At 49.1% G+C, this 17,928-nt stretch carries 18 protein-coding genes; 15 read left to right on the forward strand and 3 right to left on the reverse strand.

Annotated features, from left to right (window positions below):
- Nucleotides 1-10: 10 nt before the first annotated feature.
- From BAZ21_RS06225 to BAZ21_RS06235, 3 genes are all read left to right on the forward strand, one after another.
- Nucleotides 11-703: a pectate lyase gene (locus BAZ21_RS06225; protein ID WP_068498151.1), complete on the forward strand. Its 693-nt coding sequence runs from the start codon at nt 11-13 to the stop codon at nt 701-703.
- Nucleotides 704-838: 135 nt separating this feature from the next.
- Nucleotides 839-1,876, forward strand: a complete 1,038-nt coding sequence (locus BAZ21_RS06230; protein ID WP_176718122.1) for an aminoglycoside phosphotransferase family protein — start codon at nt 839-841, stop codon at nt 1,874-1,876.
- A 49-nt stretch (nt 1,877-1,925) separates the two neighbouring features.
- Complete coding sequence (locus BAZ21_RS06235) at nt 1,926-2,924, forward strand: glycosyltransferase (protein WP_068498153.1); 999 nt, start codon at nt 1,926-1,928, stop codon at nt 2,922-2,924.
- 101 nt (nt 2,925-3,025) lie between these two features.
- Here BAZ21_RS06235 and BAZ21_RS06240 read toward each other — a convergent pair whose 3' ends face one another.
- A complete protein-coding gene (locus BAZ21_RS06240) occupies nt 3,026-4,231 on the reverse strand; it encodes an MFS transporter (RefSeq protein WP_068498155.1) in 1,206 nt (401 codons plus the stop codon).
- Between the two features lie 215 nt (nt 4,232-4,446).
- On the opposite strand from BAZ21_RS06240, the gene cysK reads away from it, so the two are divergent.
- Together cysK and BAZ21_RS06250 are read left to right on the forward strand one after the other, a co-directional pair.
- Entirely contained in the window at nt 4,447-5,370 is a 924-nt protein-coding gene (cysK, locus tag BAZ21_RS06245; protein ID WP_068498158.1) for a cysteine synthase A, read from the forward strand.
- A gap of 46 nt (nt 5,371-5,416) precedes the next feature.
- On the forward strand, nt 5,417-6,394 hold the full coding sequence (locus BAZ21_RS06250) for an aldo/keto reductase (protein WP_068498160.1): 978 nt from the start codon (nt 5,417-5,419) through the stop codon (nt 6,392-6,394).
- 61 nt (nt 6,395-6,455) lie between these two features.
- Here the strand turns inward: BAZ21_RS06250 and BAZ21_RS06255 are convergent, their stop codons facing one another.
- Nucleotides 6,456-7,256: a WYL domain-containing protein gene (locus tag BAZ21_RS06255; RefSeq protein ID WP_068498162.1), complete on the reverse strand. Its 801-nt coding sequence runs from the start codon at nt 7,254-7,256 to the stop codon at nt 6,456-6,458.
- Nucleotides 7,231-8,556, reverse strand: coding sequence for a helix-turn-helix transcriptional regulator (locus BAZ21_RS06260; protein WP_068498165.1), 1,326 nt, complete (start codon nt 8,554-8,556; stop codon nt 7,231-7,233). Before BAZ21_RS06260 ends, BAZ21_RS06255 begins: the two co-directional genes overlap by 26 nt.
- Nucleotides 8,557-8,880: 324 nt before the next feature.
- Here BAZ21_RS06260 and BAZ21_RS06265 point away from each other — a divergent pair, with 324 nt between their 5' ends.
- The 10 genes from BAZ21_RS06265 (at nt 8,881) to BAZ21_RS06310 (ending at nt 17,922) form a co-directional block, all read left to right on the forward strand.
- A complete protein-coding gene (locus BAZ21_RS06265) occupies nt 8,881-9,699 on the forward strand; it encodes a nucleotidyltransferase domain-containing protein (RefSeq protein ID WP_068498994.1) in 819 nt (272 codons plus the stop codon).
- Nucleotides 9,700-9,749: 50 nt separating this feature from the next.
- Entirely contained in the window at nt 9,750-10,559 is an 810-nt protein-coding gene (locus BAZ21_RS06270) for a TatD family hydrolase (protein ID WP_068498167.1), read from the forward strand.
- A 46-nt stretch (nt 10,560-10,605) separates the two neighbouring features.
- Nucleotides 10,606-11,109 (forward strand): hypothetical protein, encoded by a 504-nt coding sequence (locus tag BAZ21_RS06275; protein ID WP_068498170.1) that lies wholly within the window; start codon nt 10,606-10,608, stop codon nt 11,107-11,109.
- 481 nt (nt 11,110-11,590) lie between these two features.
- Nucleotides 11,591-12,187 carry an ECF transporter S component gene (locus BAZ21_RS06280; protein ID WP_068498171.1) on the forward strand — a complete coding sequence of 199 codons (597 nt, stop codon included), beginning with the start codon at nt 11,591-11,593 and terminating at the stop codon, nt 12,185-12,187.
- Nucleotides 12,187-13,671: an ABC transporter ATP-binding protein gene (locus BAZ21_RS06285; RefSeq protein WP_068498174.1), complete on the forward strand. Its 1,485-nt coding sequence runs from the start codon at nt 12,187-12,189 to the stop codon at nt 13,669-13,671. Before BAZ21_RS06280 ends, BAZ21_RS06285 begins: the two co-directional genes overlap by 1 nt.
- Nucleotides 13,646-14,437, forward strand: coding sequence for an energy-coupling factor transporter transmembrane component T family protein (locus BAZ21_RS06290; RefSeq protein ID WP_068498176.1), 792 nt, complete (start codon nt 13,646-13,648; stop codon nt 14,435-14,437). Before BAZ21_RS06285 ends, BAZ21_RS06290 begins: the two co-directional genes overlap by 26 nt.
- Before the next feature lie 139 nt (nt 14,438-14,576).
- Nucleotides 14,577-15,302 (forward strand): methionine ABC transporter ATP-binding protein, encoded by a 726-nt coding sequence (locus BAZ21_RS06295; RefSeq protein WP_068498178.1) that lies wholly within the window; start codon nt 14,577-14,579, stop codon nt 15,300-15,302.
- Nucleotides 15,295-15,966: a methionine ABC transporter permease gene (locus BAZ21_RS06300; RefSeq protein ID WP_068498179.1), complete on the forward strand. Its 672-nt coding sequence runs from the start codon at nt 15,295-15,297 to the stop codon at nt 15,964-15,966. The genes BAZ21_RS06295 and BAZ21_RS06300 overlap by 8 nt, the downstream gene beginning before the upstream one ends.
- A 312-nt stretch (nt 15,967-16,278) precedes the next feature.
- Nucleotides 16,279-17,136, forward strand: a complete 858-nt coding sequence (locus BAZ21_RS06305; RefSeq protein ID WP_068498181.1) for a MetQ/NlpA family ABC transporter substrate-binding protein — start codon at nt 16,279-16,281, stop codon at nt 17,134-17,136.
- Between the two features lie 366 nt (nt 17,137-17,502).
- Entirely contained in the window at nt 17,503-17,922 is a 420-nt protein-coding gene (locus BAZ21_RS06310; RefSeq protein WP_068498183.1) for a hypothetical protein, read from the forward strand.
- The last annotated feature ends 6 nt before the right edge of the window (nt 17,923-17,928 follow it).

Consider the following 17,928-nt stretch of genomic DNA (forward strand, 5'->3'; position numbering starts at 1 on the left):
GATGAATTGAATGAACACAAAAACAGCCAAAGTATTGAAAAAGGGAATGAGTATTGCTTTATCAGGTATGCTGGTCGCTTTATTCGTCGGCAATTATTCTGCTCATGCAGCTCCGGAAGTCGTTCATAAGACGATACTTGTTAAAGCCGGAGAAGTATACGATGGTAAAGGGAAGACCGTAGTGGCCGATCCTGATACCTTGGGGGACGGAAGCCAGAAAGAGGCTCAAAAGCCTATTTTCAAGCTTGAAAATAATGCAACATTGAAAAATGTGATCATCGCTGCGCCTGCTGCGGACGGTGTGCATGTTTATGGCAACGGAACCATCTCCAACGTAACGTGGGAGGATGTAGGTGAAGATGCATTGACGCTCAAAAAACCAGGTACGGTAAACATTACGGGCGGTGGAGCGTTCCATGCCTATGACAAAGTATTCCAAATCAATGCCGAAGGCACGATTAACATTAAAAACTTTAGAGCCGATGATATCGGAAAGCTGGTTCGCCAACTTGGGGACTCTAAATTCACAGTGAATATGACTCTGGATAACTCGGATATTTCCAATGTAAAGGATTCGATCCTGAGATCGGATGGTCCGAACAGCAAAGCTAAAATTACAAACACTCGTTATCACAATGTGCCACAATTGTTCAAGGGCTTTAAATCCGGCAACACGAGCGAGTCCGGCAATACTAAATATTAATCAGAGCAGGATAGAAGTACGGATATGACAAGGGGCTGTCCAACAGGTCGCGTGGATCTGATTGGACAAGCCTCTTTTTGGTACGTCGAGCTACTTCAAGGCGATCTGGACTTCGCTTGGAACAAGGACTGTGATATGATCTTGCTATTACATTTTATACAAAAAAGTTGGGTAGCCATGAATCGTTTTCATCAATATGTGAATGCTGACGGTACTTTGAATGATACGCTGGCGCAGAATTGTGAAATTTTATATACAGGTACAAATGGTCGGCATGTAGAACGCTTTTACGTATCGCCTTCTGAAAGCTATGTGTTCAAGCCGCTAACCAATGATGAGCAGGGAGGCCGGGAGAGGTGGGTATATGAGCATGTATTTGCTTCGTTGCCACCCATCTATCCCCGGCTGCTGGCCTGTTCTGGCGCAGGCACGGATGGCAAAGAGGAATGGATGATTTTTGAGGACCTTGGTCCGCTACAGCATCTGCATGAAGAAGAAACCCTGTTGCGAGCTATTGGACTTGTCGCATGGTGGCATGCTTTGCCAACAGATTGTTTTACTGGCCTTCCGCTGCGAGGGCCGAAGCCGCTTATTGAGGAGATGGCTTCTGAGCTGTACGAGCGCAAGCCTGAAGTGCTGGAGCTTTGCAGCTCACTGGGATTCTCGAAGCAACAGGTTCAGCGTATTTATGTACAGCTGGAACACCAGTCTTTTGCTCAGCAGCTTGTACTGTCGCATGGCGATCTTCATCCGGGGAACTATGCGCTAAGCGGGGAACGGCTCATGGTGCTGGATTGGGAGCATGCTCATCTGAACATACCGCTGTGGGATGTGTATCATCTGATCGACATGTCTCATCCGTTGTTCCCCCGTCGCATGACGTCCGATTTGCGTGTTCGTATGTTGGACACGTATCTGGAGCAGCGGGATCTGTTGGGTATAAGCGTGGATCGAGCGGCATTTTTGCTGGAATATGGCATGTTTGCTGTAGTATTTTCGCTGTGGATGCTGATGCTTATTCAAAGTGATTTACAGCGGATTGGAACGGACCTGCATAGAAACGGCGACAAATGGTCAAAAGAGCAATTAGAGGCTCAACGGGGAGAAACGTTAGCCTGCTTGAACGAATGTGCAACGATGATGGAATGGGGACAAGTTAAACGGTGTAAATAGCAGTTTAGACACAGGGTGCATCAAGATTGTCAAGAAAGTGGGGAACTGGATGAAAAAAGTCGGCTTGGTCATGAGAAAAATACAATTTGCTGAAGCACAGGGGCCTCGTATTTTTGCAGAACGTCTGAAGCAGATTGGACTGGAATTGGGAGTGGATATCGTATTTGTATCACCGGAGCGCCATGTGAGCAGCCATGACTGGTTGGCGGGTTATGAGCACGAAAAGGGTGATCTGGTCAATTATGACATCGTACTGGACCAGCTCCATGAGCAGCAGATTGAGCACGTGATTTATACGGTATCCGGCTTTACATATTTGAATATGTTTTTTAAAAACAGTGTGCTTTTTCCGCACAGTTTTCCTGATCCGGCGCTTACAGGCTACGAGATGATGAAGCCTTTTTATCAAATCGTGGACAAGGCTATCGTACAGACTGCCTTTCTCAAGCAGGAGCTGGCATCGAAGTTTGGCGTAACCGATGTGACGGTGATCCCGATAGGATTCGATGAGCGGCTGGTGGAAAAGCATTTCGACCCTTCGCAGGTTGTGGACAACCGGGTGATGTGGATCGGTAGAGATGAGGAGAATCGGCGTCCTGATCTGGTGCTGGAGTATGCGCGACATAATCCTGACAAGGATGTCTATATGGTATTTGGCGGAGAACGATACAAGGAAAGTATGAAAAAATATGACATCCCGGACAATGTAAAGCTTCAATTTGCGTTGACGCAGGATGAGGTGTTTGCGCTGATGAACACGGCGAAGGTGTATTGGAGCTGCTCCAAATTCGACACGTTCGCGATGCCGCTGACCGAAGCGCTGGCCATGGGAAAAATCGTCGTCAAGCCGGAGCATCCTTGCTATGGACATATCAGTTCTACACATTCTTTTTCAGGGAATGAGAAAAACTGGTTCGAGCTGGTTAATATGGCTGTCGCTTCACCTCGCCGGGTTTCGATGGAGAATCAGGCATATGCCATGGAACAGTTTTCGAGTAAGGTGATGAAACAGGGGTATCGGGACTTCTTTGACCGTTGGCTAAGCTGAGCATTTGGATAGAGCCTTTCGATTTAATTATACTGGTTAAATACGTCGATTAAATACACCAAAAAGGGACTTGCGCTCCAATGAACGAAAGTCCCTTTTTTCTATGACTGTGTATCTGCTGCTTCAGTAAGAGCCGTTTTGCGATCCATCATGTAGCTGACCAGCATAAGGAACAGGCCGCCGACGGTGATAAGAGATGCGACCCATGGGATGGCAGCCAGTCCCATTTGGTTAATAACGACTCCACCGATAAAAGCGCCACCTGCGTTACCCAGATTCAAAGCGGAATGGCTGGAGGTGGAGGAGAGCAAAGGAGCTTCATAGGCCAGGTTCATGATGCGTACCTGAATGCCCGGCATGATGCCGAATGCGGCAATCCCCCAGATAAAGACGGTGATGACAGCCAGTACCTTGCTGTGAAGCGTAAAGGTCAGAATAGCCAAAATAATGGCCAGTACAGCATAGTTTGCAACCAAGGACGGCAGCAGCTTCCAATCTGCGAGCTTGCCGCCAACGATGTTGCCGATGGTTACGCCGAGCCCGAACAGGACGAGAATCCATGTAATGCTATGCTCGGCAAAGCCGCTAATGTCCGTAAGCAAAGGCGTAATGTACGTAAAGACAGAGAACAGGCTGCCACAGCCGATAGCCCCTGTGAGCAGCATCAGCAGTACCTTGGGATGAAACAGGCTTCGGACTTCCTGTTTGAGACTGGAAGGCTTGTCCTGCTGAATGACCGGGATATAACGAATGATGCCCGCAAGAGAAATGAGACCGATCACGACAATGGCTCCAAACGAAGCACGCCAGCCGAGCTGTTGCCCAATAAAGGTACCAAAGGGCACGCCGATAATGTTCGCTACGGTCAATCCGGTCAATACCATAGAAATGGCACCCGCCCGCTTGTCAGGACGAACCAGTCGAGCGGCGATCAGGGAACCGGCTCCCAAAAAGGTTCCGTGTGATAACGCGGTAGCCATGCGGGCTGCAATAAGAAGCTCGTAGTTGGGCGCAACGACGGAAAACAGATTGCCTAATATAAATATGGTCATTAGCAGGCAGAGCAGCTTTTTTTGCGGCACCTTGTGGGTTAATACGGTAAGCACAGGTGCACCAATGGCCACACCCAGCGCGTAGCTGGTGATAAGCTGTCCGGCTTGCGGAATCGTAACATGAAGATCATGGGCTACATTGGGCAGCAGTCCCATAATGACGAATTCGGTCATACCGATGGCGAAGGCACCAAGTGTCAGCCATAACAAGGAGGGGGGAAAGCGATTTGCTGTCATAGTTTCTTGAGTACTCATAAATTTCTTGTATCCTCCTGAAAAAATAGTACTGCGAGTATATCACTACAGACGATATCTGGCGACCCGTTTTGCAAGAATTTTACATACTAAATCGATAAGATTGATGTAATTTACAATAGCGACGGGTAGGGAGCAGCTAATTATGTTATTTTGTTAGTAGGATATTAGGATAGTAAATAACGATGTATGGAACAGCCAAGGAGGGGACAACGATGACACTTAAAGTGGTACACCGAATTACGGATTTAATTGGAGATACGCCTTGTGTACGGTTGCAACGGCTTACAGGGCCGCAGGATGCAGAGGTGTATGTAAAGCTGGAATATTTTAATCCAAGTGGCAGTGTCAAGGATCGGGCGGCGGGCAACCTGATCGCGGAGGCCGAAAAGGCAGGGCATCTACAGCCAGGGGGCACCATTATTGAGCCGACTAGCGGCAACACGGGGATCGGACTTGCGATGAATGCGGCCGCCCGAGGCTACCGTGCGATTCTGGTGATGCCGTCGAATATGACGAAGGAACGAATCAATATTTTGAAGGCATACGGGGCTGAGGTCGTGCTGACCCCGGCAGAGGAACGGATGCCCGGTGCGATTCGCAAGGCGCTTGAATTGGGGGCTGAAATTGAAGGGAGCTTTATCCCGCATCAATTTGAAAATGAGGCTAACCCGGATATCCATCGTACAACGACGGCACTTGAAATTTTGAAACAGACGGAGGGAAGGCTGGATGTGTTCGTCGCTTCTTCGGGAACAGGCGGTACCATCACGGGAACGGGTGAAGTGCTGCGCCAGCATTTGCCGGATCTACGGGTGGTTGTGGTCGAGCCAAAGGGTTCGCCAGTGCTGTCCGGTGGAAAACCCGGTCCGCATAAGCTGGTTGGCACCAGTCCGGGATTTATTCCTGACGTACTGAATACGAAGGTTTATGACGAAATCGTACAGGTTTCCGATGAGGATGCGATTGCAATGACCCGGGCGATTGCTGCCCAGGAAGGGATTCTCGTGGGGCCCTCCAGTGGAGCTACGATCTGGACAGCTATTCAGGAAGCCCGTCGTTTGGGAGCGGGCAAACGGGTGCTATGTATTGCACCAGATACTGGAGAGCGTTATTTGAGCATGGGGATATTCGGATAAAGATTATATGACGCCAAATATTTTGGAGGATGAAGGAGGAGCAGTAATGAAGATCATGCCTTTACAGAAACGTGGAATCTCAGATAGTCGTTTGGCGCTTGGTTGTATGCCTTTTGGTGGAGAATGGAGTCATGCCCCATTTACGCAGGAGCATATCATTGAAGCAGAAAAAGCCGTGGAAGCAGCACGTTCCATCGGAATTACGATGTTTGATCATGCAGACATTTACCGCATGGGAAAAGCGGAAGAAATTTTCGGTCGGATTTTAAAGGGACAACCCGGTTTGCGTGAGGAAATTGTAATTCAGTCGAAATGCGGGATTTTCCTGCCGGATGGCACGCTCCCGGGCCGTTTTGACTTCTCATATGCTCATATTATGGAGTCTGTGGACGGCATTCTCAAGCGTCTGGGCACCGAATATTTGGACATCCTGCTGCTGCATCGCCCCGATCCACTGGTAGAACCGGAAGAAGTAGCAGAGGCGTTCAGCAAGCTTAAGGCGTCCGGCAAAGTACGGCATTTTGGCGTTTCCAATATGAATGTAAGCCAGATTCGTTTTTTGGAGCGCAGCCTGACGGAGCCATTGATCGTGAATCAGCTGGAAATGAGCTTGGCACATCTGCATTTTGTAGATCAGACAGTGCATGTGAATCAGCAGGCGGGAACAAATGTGCATTTTGGTGAAGGCTTGCTGGAATATTGCCAAACGGAGGATATTCAGCTTCAAGCGTGGGGACCGCTGGCTCAGGGGCGTTTTAGCGGAGGGCCTTTGGACGGAGAGCCGAAGCATGTTCGTAAGACGGCAGAGTTGGTGCAAAAGCTGGCTTCTCAAAAAGACACGACACGTGAAGCTATCGTCCTGGGCTGGCTTATGAAGCATCCGGCACGGATTCAGCCTGTCATTGGCAGCGCCAACCCTGAACGAATCAAGGCGTGTCAGGATGCGGAGCGTCAGAGCGAGCTGATGACCCGTGAGGAATGGTATGAATTGTACGTCAGCGCGCGCGGACAAGCTTTGCCGTAACTCGTTTAAAAGGCCTTTCCTTTGTCTAATGAACGGACGAGGAAGGGCCTTTTCAGCAAAGCTATTCCTCTTCGTACCGTGCGAGGGCTTTGGCGATTGTCTCCTTCATGCGGGAAATCAGCCGGGCTCCTTGAACGACTTTGACACGTTTGCCGAGGAAACGGATTTTGGATAGCACATATTCACATTCGTCTGCCTGAAAGGTGAGTGTAATACGATAGGTATCTACTTCCTGGACGTATTCAACCTCTTTTTCAAAGCAGGAAAAAGCATATAAAATACGGGACATTTCCCCGTTGTATACAGGAATAATCTCAATGATACCCTGTTCCTTGCACGATTCCAGAATACCGAGTATACGCTGGGTCAATTTCTCTGCTTCTTCAGATGGAATCTCTTCTTCCGATACGGTTACGATGTTGGACAGCTTGGTAGACATCAGCGCGCGGTGTCGGCGGTTATACCACAGCAGGCTCCATTCTTTCTTGACCATGGAAAATTCCAGCTTGTAAGGAAACCCGGACATTCGCTCATGCATGTGCCCGTTGCGCAGTCTGTAGTTCATACAGATGCCTGAACGGGAGCGCAGGATGGGACGCAATACACGCAGGAGTGGATGATAGACGGAGGAAGCAGAGCTGCCCGCTTTTTCCTTCAAGCTCCCATCGACCTCCAGCGGCTCATCGTCTGTCAGCAGCAGTCGAAGCTTATCCAGCGTTGAAGGGGTAAAAGCCTCTGCCGCTGCCGAGTCTGACAGCATGGATTGGAGCCAGCCTCTTTCCTGCGATGTGGTGGCAAAAGCGCCCGATTCATCCAGTCGTGAGACGATCTGATAGTTAAATATTTTCTCGAACAGGCTCATAATAGGCTTGCAGCTCCTTCCATTCCTGGTTGAATTCCTTACGCAGCCGCACGGGCTCCAATACCTCACAGCTTGATCCGAAGCTGCGAATCCACGGTTTGATCTCGGTAATTCCATTCACCGTAATTTCATAGATAAAAGATTCGCTTTCTTCCTCCGTAATCGTACCCCATTGTCCTTGTGACAGCACACGTTCCCGGATAAAGTTGCGTTTTGCGCCCTCAGGATTAAAAAAACGTACCCGAACCTTTACAGCGCGTCCAGTATCCACAAGCCAGCTATATTGCATTTTTTCCTCCAGCACCACCAGCAGGTCGGCAAAATGCTGCTCTGGCACGGGCTTTCCCTCCACCAATTGAGTCATACCTTCCAAACGGAACTTCATGATTCCCTTGCCGCCCACGTGTCCCAGCACATACCAGCGTCCGTATTGATGATCATAGATGACCTGCAAGGGCAGGATCGTATGCTTCCGGCCTTCCGTTTCTTTTTCAAACAGCGGATTGGTGTTCTGTGACCCGTACATGCTACGTTTGGACGTCGAAAAATATAAAAAGGTCACGCAGCGCCGCTGCCGAATGGCATGCAAAAGCGGGTGAATATGGGCCTCGTCCAGAATGCGTGAGTAGTAGTGATACTTATATAAAAAAGGGGTCGCTATATCACGATCTCCGCTTTGACGGCGCATCGCTTTTTTCAAATGATCACGCAGCAGATATCCCTGCACGGAGGGAAGCTGGGTGTTGGCCATAATGTCCACAAAATCATACAAGTCCAGTAATTCCTCATCTGTCAGACCTGTGATCAGATCGTTGCGAACAGCATAGCGGTAAGGTCTGCCGCCGGGCTCCTTGCGAACTACACCAACTTCGACCAGATATTTCAGGTCCGAACGGATTGTTTTCTCATCCGGCAGTGTACTGTCGGAAGGCAGTCCGTCACAGCAGGCATCCAGCAGTTCCATGGTGGTCAGGGGCTGTAATTGCAGTACTGTCAGCAGTAAAGCCAGACGGACACTCTCCGATTCCTTGAGCGATTTGGCCCGAAACAAGAATAGTAGTAGTGGATCAGCGGATTCATAATAATTAAAGCGCAGCATCTCGTTAAAATCATGTCCCTGCTCCGCAGGCAGCTGCTGCTGCACGGATTGGACGATTTCTTTGAGCCGCCGAATTGTCTTGTCGAAGGTATGTACCGAAATGCCCAGTCTGTCTGCAAATTGCTGCCGATTGTAAGCGCCGCTGGTCAATGTCAACATGCGTAGAAATTGAATTTCTTTATCAAAGCTTTCTCTCGCCATGATGATTCCCCATTTCTGTGCTATTCTGCGAAAGGATGTATCTCTTTATTTTAACAGGGAAGGAATGCATGAAAAAGGGAATTTATTCATGTTTGTAATACTTTCACCATGTTCACGACTTCCAAAATTAAGGATCATAGGGATACAAGGGTGCTGTTTGGATTGCTGGAGACAGAAGTAGGACAACAACTGGTTGTTACCGGACTTTGGAGTCCAGTGATCTCCAATCGGTATGCAGCGCTTCATGTACTTAAGGCATGGAACGCAAGCATCCATCCGGGAAGAGCTTCAAAAAATACGCTAAAATATATGGGGGGAATAAGCATGACCGATATGGAGCATAAGCACGATTTAATCAAGCCGGACATGCGCGCAACGATTTTGCGTGAGCTGCGAGCCTTGGAGCAGGAGGAGCAAGTGCGTATTGTATATGCCTGTGAATCAGGCAGTCGGGCATGGGGATTTCCTTCGCAGGACAGTGACTATGATGTGCGTTTTATCTATGTAAGGCCGATGGAATGGTATTTGTCCATTTTTGACAAGCGCGATGTGATTGAGCGGCCGATCAGTGATTTGCTGGATATGAACGGCTGGGATTTGAAAAAGGCGCTCAATTTGTTTCGCAAGTCCAATCCGCCTTTACTGGAATGGCTGCAATCCCCGATTCCCTATCTGGAACAATACTCAGTCGCTGATCAGATTCGCGCTATATCGCCGTTAACCTTTTCCCCGAAGTCCTGCTTGTATCACTATCTGAATATGGCCAAGGGGAATTACCGGGATTATTTGCAAGGAGAACAGGTGAAGATCAAAAAGTATTTTTATGTGCTGCGCCCGCTGCTGGCCTGTGGCTGGATTGAGCGTTACAACAGCATGCCTCCGATGGAATTTGAAACACTGTTGGAGGAATTAGTTCCATCAGATACGGAGCTTTATCGGGTCATCGGGCATTTGCTGGAACGTAAAAAAGCGGGCGAGGAGCTGGATATTGAGCCACAGCTTTCGGTGGTGAATGATTTTATACAGCAGCAAATTGCTTATTTTGAACAGAAGGCACCTTTGCTCCGGCAGACGGAGGGTGGGCGTGATCAGCAACTGGATGATTTGTTCCGCGCTGCGGTGAAGGAAGTATGGGAAGCATAGGAATCGGAGCCGATTGATCCGAGATTGTAGCTTACAAAGGAGGGATTTAGATGGGTATGGGTACACCATTGATTGATATCGGCGTGAATTTGATGCACCGTTCATTTCATGCGGATCAGGAGCAGGTGGTAGAGAGAGCGGCAGTCGAAGGGATTACGCCGCTGATTATTACCGGAACAAGTGTCCGCAGCAGTCGAGACGCTGCTCAATATGCGGCGCGTTATCCGGGCAAGCTGTATGCAACGGCAGGTGTGCATCCCCATGATGCCAAAAGCTGCAGCACAGATACGATTCAGCAGCTCCGCCAGCTCGCGGGGCAGACGGAAGTCGTAGCCATTGGGGAATGCGGACTGGACTATAACCGTGATTTTTCTCCACGTGATGTGCAGCGCCGATGGTTTGGGGAGCAAATCCAACTGGCGGGTGAGCTGAATATGCCGTTATTTCTGCATGAACGAGATGCGCATGAGGACTTTGTCGCTATGCTGCGGGAGCATCAGGGAGTTGTGGATAAGGCAGTGGTGCATTGCTTTACCGGAACTGCACAGGAATTGCATACGTATATAGAAATGGATCTGTATATTGGTATTACAGGCTGGATCTGTGACGAACGGCGCGGCAAGCATTTGCGTGAACTGGTCAGGGATATTCCGCTGGACCGTTTGATGATTGAAACGGATGCTCCATTTCTGACCCCGCGTAATTTGCCCGTGAAGCCGAAAGATGGCCGTAATGAGCCCTTGTATCTCGCTCACATTGCCGCTACGATTGCCGAATGTACAGGGCGAGGCGTCATGGAAATTAAAATTGCGACGACGGAGACGGCCAAACGCTTTTTCGGATTAACTATTGCGGAATAAGGCTGCAAAGTAGTACGGATGATTTATGCAATCGGGGTGATGAGAGATGGAGATGTTTTTCAGAGACAACTTTTTTAGCACAGGACTGACCGAGATTATGGATGGCAATGGCGAAGTGGCGGGAAGTGTGGATTTGAAAAGCGCCTTTAACTCGTCCGTAGATGTATATGACGCTGGAGGACAACTAGCGTTTGGCGGCAAATTTCGTTTTTTTGTTGGAAAGTGGGAAGTGAGAGATGCTACCGGGCAGTTGGCCGGTGTCCTGAGAGTCCGAATGAGCTTGATGTCCAAAAGATATGAATATGATGCTGGACCGCGAGGTGTCTATGAGATCACATCTCCTGCATTCTCCAAGGAATACACCATACTGGGGCAGGATGGGAAAACCGTGGCGGTATTCAATCAGACCAGTCGCTGGTTCCAGTCCGGGGCATTTCATTTGGAAAATGGTTCCATGTTACTGGATAGCTATGAACTGATTGTGGTTGTCATGGGCATACATGCTATTCAGAACAGGAATTCCTCAGCCGGGAGCCAATCTTCCGTGTAGATCGTTATTGAATTGTAAATAGGATTGTCAAAGCCATAGATGTGGTGTACATTATAGTGAATTAAAAAGCATTGTCGGGAGCTTGAGAAAGTCAGGCTGAGAGGGTGGCCCTTGCCGCCGACCGTGAAATCTGATCTGGGTAATGCCAGCGTAGAGAAACCTGGAGCACTATACAAGAAACAGGAATACCACCTGTTTTGCGGTTTGTCGATGGATTTATATCATATAACAAGCTAAGGAACTGCGGGTCTGTAAAATGCTGCGGACGACCATGGAGGGAGCATTTTGTTTTGCCCCTGACTTTGGTTGATTTCAGTAGAACGGCATAGGCTACGGTTATATGAGATATATCGACAAATGATGATTTGTATGGTGATCACCTTAGTACTGCGCATAAAGCTTGCCTGGAGATTCAGCTCCGGACAGGCTTTTTTTATTGGCCAAGAGGCCTATTTTAAGGAAAAAGGGGAGCGTATCATCAATGAATACGAATGTAAGAGCGTCCAAAGGGTTGAAGCTGACAGATATTTTGGTCACGATTGTGATATCCGTTGTGTTCGGGCTGGTCTATAAAATATGGGGGCCTGCCTATGATTTGATGAAGCCATTCGGTCTGCACGCCGAACAACTGATGTATGGCATGTGGTTCATGGCAGGCACGTTCGCTTATCTCATCATTCGCAAGCCGGGAGTTGCGATTTTGGCAGAGGTGGCTGCGGCCACGGTCAGTGCTTTTCTGGGAAGCGAATGGGGAATGTCCACCTTGTACTATGGTCTGCTGCAAGGCTTGGGAGCGGAGCTGTTATTCGCGATTTTTCTGTACAGGAACGCCAACCTTTGGGTCACATCACTGGCTGCTGTTGGATCGGCTGTCGCCTCTCTGATTTTGGACTTCAGCTACGGGTATGTTGATCAGCTTTCGACCTGGAATTACATTTTGTATATTGGGTTCCGAATGATAGGCAGCATTGTGATTGCAGGGGTATTCGCATTCTATCTGGCCAAGGCGCTGGAGGTAACCGGGGTCACACGAACCTTGAGACCTGCAACGGAGCAGGATTACAAGGGGCTGGATTAGTGAGCCGGGCAGCCGAGGATGTGGTGGCGTCGATCACCCGTCTTCGTTTGAAATTTCCCGGTGAGCAGGAACTGCTTTTTCATAATATGTCTTTATCCGTCCGTAAAGGGGAAAAGCTGCTGCTGCTCGGGCCAAGTGGATGCGGCAAATCAACGCTGCTGCAGGTGTTGAGCGGTCTGATTCCGCGTACGATAGAAGTACCTATGAAATGCGATGCTGCCGTAATCCCGGCTCTTTCCGGTATCGTATTTCAAGACCCGGATACGCAGTTTTGCATGTCATATGTAGATGAGGAACTGGCTTTTGTGCTGGAAAATAATCAGGTTCCGCGGGAGCAAATGCCGTCCCGTATTCGCGAGCTGCTCAAGCAGGTCGGACTTTCGGTAGGTGATGTACACATGCCTATTGGCAGCATGTCACAGGGGATGAAGCAGCGTCTGGCCATTGCGTCAGTGCTGGCGATGGAGCCGGAGGTGCTTTTTCTGGATGAACCCACAGCTTTGCTGGACGAAGAAGGCACCGCACAGGTGTGGGATACGATTCGCCACCTTTCACAAGACCAGACGCTGGTGATCGTAGAGCATAAAGTGAATGAAATTGTCCATGATGTGGATCGGATTGTAGTGCTTTCTGCTCAAGGAGAGATCATTGCGGACGGAGACGCGGAAGAAGTATTTCATGTGCATCGGCAGGCATTGTCCGAGTATGGTGTATGGTATCCGGGGGTATGGGATGAAGCGTCCTCGCCACGTTGGAGAAAGCAAACGATACAGGAAAATGGCGCGGGTAATATCGATAGACTGGCCGTCTCGACGTCTGAATCTGCTTTACTGGAGCTGGAACATTTCTACGGCCTGCGCGGATCAAGTTCAGTCATTCATGTAGAGCAGGCACAGGTGAATCCAGGCGACTGGATTGGCGTGGTCGGTGAAAACGGAGCGGGTAAAAGCTCGCTGCTGCTTTCCATGATGCGTTTGCTTCACACCCAGGGGCGTTATCGTGTGGACGGAGTAGAGGCTGGCGGTACGGAGGAACTGGCAGAGCGTATTGCGTTCGTGTTCCAAAATCCCGAGCTGCAATTCGTAGCGCACACTGTACGGAAGGAACTGGAGTATTCGTTACCTGCGAGCTTGTTTACAGCCGAACAGCGCAGTGAGCGCGTGAATCGAATGCTCGTACAGTTCGGACTGGAGCGACTGGACGAACACCATCCGTATCAGCTTTCACTCGGACAAAAGAGACGGCTGAGCATTGCCACGGCTATGATCCGTGAACCAGCCGTGCTGTTGCTGGATGAACCGACCTTTGGGCAGGATGCGCGCAATACCTTTGTTATTCTGGACATGCTGGAGGAGCTTAGAGCGGCAGGTACAGCCATAGTGATGGTCACACATGACCTGGAAATCGTTCGTCGGTACTGCACAGGTACATGGCGGGTGCAGAAGGGAGAGCTGCGGCATGAACCTGTCTTTTCCCCATCGTGAAACTTGGCTGCATCGTGTTAATCCGGGACTAAAACTCGTGATGTTTTTCTTGCTGTTCGTGGTCGTTATTGTCATTCATAATCCGAACGTCATGTTGAATGCAGCGTGTGCTATGCTGCTGCTGCTCGTCTGGTCGGGGTACCCGTGGAAGCGACTGCTGCTGTATGGTTCTCCTTTTATACTGGTGTTTATCTCGACCTCAACAGGCATGATGCTGTTCGGAAAAGGGGTGACGACCTGGTGGACATGGGGCCTGATCCATATTACGGAGGAAAGCTTTTATCGGGGCATGCATTTGGGCTTTCGTGCGTTGAGTATGGCGGTAGCAGGCTTGTTATTTGGCTTGACGACGCGTCCGGTAAATCTTTTTTATTCGCTGATGCAGCAATGGAGGCTTCCACCGAAGTATGCATACAGCTTTTTGGCAGCCATGCGGCTGATGCCGATTATGCTGGAGGAATTCCAGACATTGAGGCATGCCCATCGTATTCGAGGCTCGCAGCAGCATGTGTCCAAATGGAATATGTATGCCACGCTTCGCAGATATGCGATTCCGCTGCTCGCTCAGAGCATCCGGCGGGCACAGCGAATCGCTGTCGCCATGGAGGCCAAGGGCTTTGTGAACGAAACCAGGCGCACGTATTATTATGAGATCCGTTATTCGGCTGTAGATATTGTGTTTATTGGTTATTTTGTGGTGATGCTTATGCTGGCTTGGGAGCTAGGTATTCGCTTTCCTTATGTGGAAGTGTGGGATGTGCGCTAATTTACTGCCAAAAGGCTATGCCCGGTTTCTGCTGTGTGTTATATTAATGCAATGGGAATTGACGGCTCGTACAGACCTGACCGGGCTGGCGAGCTTATTACATTTTCCCTGAGAAAAGGAACATCAGGAGGCCGGTTTCATGATTACGCTGCATCAGGTAAGCAAGCATTATACCACCTCAAGCGGCCAATTTCATGCGGTTCAATCCGTGTCCCTTCAAGTGGAGGAAGGGGAAATTCACGGTATCATAGGTGCCAGCGGTGCCGGTAAGTCCACGTTGCTCCGGCTGATGAATGTATTGGAACGACCGGATGAGGGGAACGTGATTGTGAATGGGGAAGAGCTGACTCGCATGCCGGAAAAACGTCTCCGTGAATCGCGGCGGTCTATCGGGATGATTTTTCAGCATTATCATCTCGTTCACAATCGGACGGTTAGCGGAAATGTGGCCATGCCGCTGGAACTGGCGGGCGTCCCGAAAAAAGAGAGAGCGGAACGCGTGCGGGAATGCCTGCAATTCGTAGGTCTGGCTGACAAGGCAGAGCAGTATCCAGCACAGCTGAGCGGAGGTCAAAAGCAGCGTGTGGCGATTGCCAGAGCACTGGCCAATCGACCTGCGGTGCTGCTTTGTGATGAGCCGACCTCGGCGCTTGATCCGCAGACGACTGCGGATATCCTTGGCGTGCTGCGGGAGATCAACCGTGAGCTGGGGGTTACCATTGTGATCGTCACGCATGATATGGATGTGGTACGCAGCATTTGTACCCGCGTATCAGAAATGCGGGACGGACATTTGCTTTCAACGCAGCGGGTGGCTGACCCTGTAGTCGGCTCAACCGTGAAAGCAGGTGAAGCTGATGAATGACATGCTGAGCATCATTGCACAGTATCAGTCTGAGATATGGAAAGCCATTGGGGAGACGTTCATCATGGTGGGAATTTCCATCGCAGCGGCCGTACTATTGGGGCTTCCGGCAGGAACGATTTTATATTTGTGCGGCAAAGGGCAAAAATATGAAAATCGGCTGCTGTTCACTATACTGAACAGTCTGGTCAATGTCATCCGCTCATTCCCGTTTTTGCTGCTCGTTGTGTTTATGATTCCATTTACACGTCTGGTCGTGGGGACGGCGCTGGGTACGATGGCTGCTACGGTTCCCTTGTCCGTAGTTGCCATTGCCTATTATTCAAGGCTGGTAGAGCAATCATTGCTGGAGGTGCCCAAGGGTGTGATTGAAGCCGCTACTTCAATGGGCGCGTCTACCCATCAGCTTGTTTTCAAATTTTTATACGTGGAAGCCCGTTCCGGGCTTGTACTGGGTTTGACCACGTCGACCATCAGCTTTATCTCCTACTCCACGGTGATGGGCATTGTGGGCGGCGGCGGGGTAGGCGATTTTGCCATCCGCTACGGTTACCAGCGGTTTGAAACAGGCTTGATGGCGTTCACCATCATCGTCATGATTATTTTCGTACAAACGATCCAGTTCACCGGAAGCACCATATCCCGCCGGATCGACAAGCGGTGAAGATAAGTCGTAGCCAGCTATGTTAGGACGGACGTATATGTAGAGGGCAATACATCATTTCACTACATCTGCACCACCCACTATGGGAAGTGAAAATGACTTTACAGTGGCTCAAAAGCGGAGCGGGCAGAATTGTTCTGGAGAAGCGGTAGCGTTCGCCTTTACCCCCGGATTTTTACCATGTAATGGTTTATAAAATGAAAAAAATCCGGGGGTAACAGCGATCGGAAGAACAATCTGCACGCGAAGCGGCTCCATCTGTAACTCACTCTCATCTTCCCAATCACAATTTATTTGGAGGTTGCTCATCGAATGAGTCGCAAAAACAATATGAAAACGAACCTGAAATTACTTACACTATTGGCTGTCATTATGCTGCTGGTTGCCGGATGTGGCGGTCAAAAGCAGGCAGCACAAGACACACAATCTAAAGAAGCGACTTCTCAAAAAGAAGTGACCCTGAAAGTAGCAACACTGATCCCGCCGATGACGGATGTGCTGGATATCGTGAAACCGTTGCTCAAGCAGGACGGAGTCAATCTGGAAATCGTCGTGCTGTCGGACAATATCCAACCCAACAACGCCTTGGCAAGCCACGAAGTGGATGCTAACTTTTTCCAGCATGCTCCTTATATGCAGCAATATAATGAAAGCAATAAGGCCGATCTGGTAGCAGTGAAGCCGATTTACAACGCCATCTATGGCGCGTACTCCAAAAAATACAAGAATATTAAAGACCTGCCTGAAGGTGCGACCATTGCTATTGCCAATGACCCGGCTAATACTGGACGTTCTTTAGTCATGATGGAACAAAACGGTCTGATCAAGCTTAAAGAAGGTGTAGGCTATAATGCTACACAGGCCGATATTATTGAGAACAAGAAAAAGTTTGTGTTTAAAGAAGTGGATCTGTTGATGCTGGCGCGGTCACTGGATGATGTGGACATGGCTGCCATGTATCCTGCCTATGCCAAGCCGCTGGGTCTGACTCCGAAGAAGGACGCGCTGATTACGGAAAAAGATGATTCCCACTTTGCTATTAATCTGGTAGCACGCAAGGATAACGCGGATTCCGATGCGATTCAAAAGCTGGCGAAACGCATGACCGGACCAGAGGTCCGCAAATTTTTTGAGGATAATTACAAGGACAGCGTTGTTCCGGCATTTTAATAAATAAGTATTGTGAAGCATCGTTTTATGGTGAAATGTGACCTGTATAAGGTAATGAAGTCTGTAATGAGCAGATGAAATTCCTTGTGCAGGTCTTTTTCTTTTCTAACCTTTATATGGATATTTTTTAGTGAAAACAGGGTATAAAGTCTTAGTTTTTAAGATTTCAGCGTACGATACTGCTATAAATTTTGGTCATTAAGGGTGATGGAGTAATGCTTGTGAGCATATTAAAATAAATATACGAACAAACATTCGATTTCGTTTTCGATTTCGTTTTCGATTTCGTTAACAATGTTTTGTATATAGGCAAAAAATTCAGCTGACAACGGATCAAAAGTGGAAGTAAGAAGGAAGGGGAACGTTATGAAGCTGATGGTAACTGTAAAAAGTTTAGGAAAACGCAAGCCAGCACTCGCACGACAAGAGATGGAGCTGAGTCCTGTTCCACAAACATTACGAGAATTGATTGCCGCAACAGTTGCCCTGAATATCCAAAGACTGCGGGAAAAGCAGGATAGCGTAGCGCTGATTCCTTTCCTTACAGAGGAGGAAATTCAGATGCAAGGCGAGACAGGCAAGGTCGGATTTGGTTCCATTTATAATGACGCTATACCTGATATTAAGGATGCTGTAGACACGGCGATGCAGGCTTTTGAAGATGGCTTGTACAGGGTTTTTGTACGTGACGAGGAAGCTGCTGAACCAGATGCTCCTTTGTTGCTGGAGGATGGAGACGAGATCGTATTTATAAGGTTTACAATGCTGGCCGGAGGCCTATGGTAGAGGGGG

It is taken from the genome of Paenibacillus kribbensis, assembly GCF_001705305.1.
Taxonomy (GTDB): Bacteria; Bacillota; Bacilli; order Paenibacillales; family Paenibacillaceae; genus Paenibacillus; species Paenibacillus kribbensis_B.

Bases quoted from the DNA above. Each gene is read 5' to 3' on its own strand.
- BAZ21_RS06225 (WP_068498151.1), top strand. From the start codon at position 11: ATGAACACAAAAACAGCCAAAGTATTGAAAAAGGGAATGAGTATTGCT.
- BAZ21_RS06230 (WP_176718122.1), top strand. From the start codon at position 839: ATGATCTTGCTATTACATTTTATACAAAAAAGTTGGGTAGCCATGAAT.
- BAZ21_RS06235 (WP_068498153.1), top strand. From the start codon at position 1,926: ATGAAAAAAGTCGGCTTGGTCATGAGAAAAATACAATTTGCTGAAGCA.
- BAZ21_RS06240 (WP_068498155.1), bottom strand. From the start codon at position 4,231: ATGAGTACTCAAGAAACTATGACAGCAAATCGCTTTCCCCCCTCCTTG.
- cysK (WP_068498158.1), top strand. From the start codon at position 4,447: ATGACACTTAAAGTGGTACACCGAATTACGGATTTAATTGGAGATACG.
- BAZ21_RS06250 (WP_068498160.1), top strand. From the start codon at position 5,417: ATGAAGATCATGCCTTTACAGAAACGTGGAATCTCAGATAGTCGTTTG.
- BAZ21_RS06255 (WP_068498162.1), bottom strand. From the start codon at position 7,256: ATGAGCCTGTTCGAGAAAATATTTAACTATCAGATCGTCTCACGACTG.
- BAZ21_RS06260 (WP_068498165.1), bottom strand. From the start codon at position 8,556: ATGGCGAGAGAAAGCTTTGATAAAGAAATTCAATTTCTACGCATGTTG.
- BAZ21_RS06265 (WP_068498994.1), top strand. From the start codon at position 8,881: ATGACCGATATGGAGCATAAGCACGATTTAATCAAGCCGGACATGCGC.
- BAZ21_RS06270 (WP_068498167.1), top strand. From the start codon at position 9,750: ATGGGTATGGGTACACCATTGATTGATATCGGCGTGAATTTGATGCAC.
- BAZ21_RS06275 (WP_068498170.1), top strand. From the start codon at position 10,606: ATGGAGATGTTTTTCAGAGACAACTTTTTTAGCACAGGACTGACCGAG.
- BAZ21_RS06280 (WP_068498171.1), top strand. From the start codon at position 11,591: ATGAATACGAATGTAAGAGCGTCCAAAGGGTTGAAGCTGACAGATATT.
- BAZ21_RS06290 (WP_068498176.1), top strand. From the start codon at position 13,646: ATGAACCTGTCTTTTCCCCATCGTGAAACTTGGCTGCATCGTGTTAAT.
- BAZ21_RS06295 (WP_068498178.1), top strand. From the start codon at position 14,577: ATGATTACGCTGCATCAGGTAAGCAAGCATTATACCACCTCAAGCGGC.
- BAZ21_RS06300 (WP_068498179.1), top strand. From the start codon at position 15,295: ATGAATGACATGCTGAGCATCATTGCACAGTATCAGTCTGAGATATGG.
- BAZ21_RS06305 (WP_068498181.1), top strand. From the start codon at position 16,279: ATGAGTCGCAAAAACAATATGAAAACGAACCTGAAATTACTTACACTA.
- BAZ21_RS06310 (WP_068498183.1), top strand. From the start codon at position 17,503: ATGAAGCTGATGGTAACTGTAAAAAGTTTAGGAAAACGCAAGCCAGCA.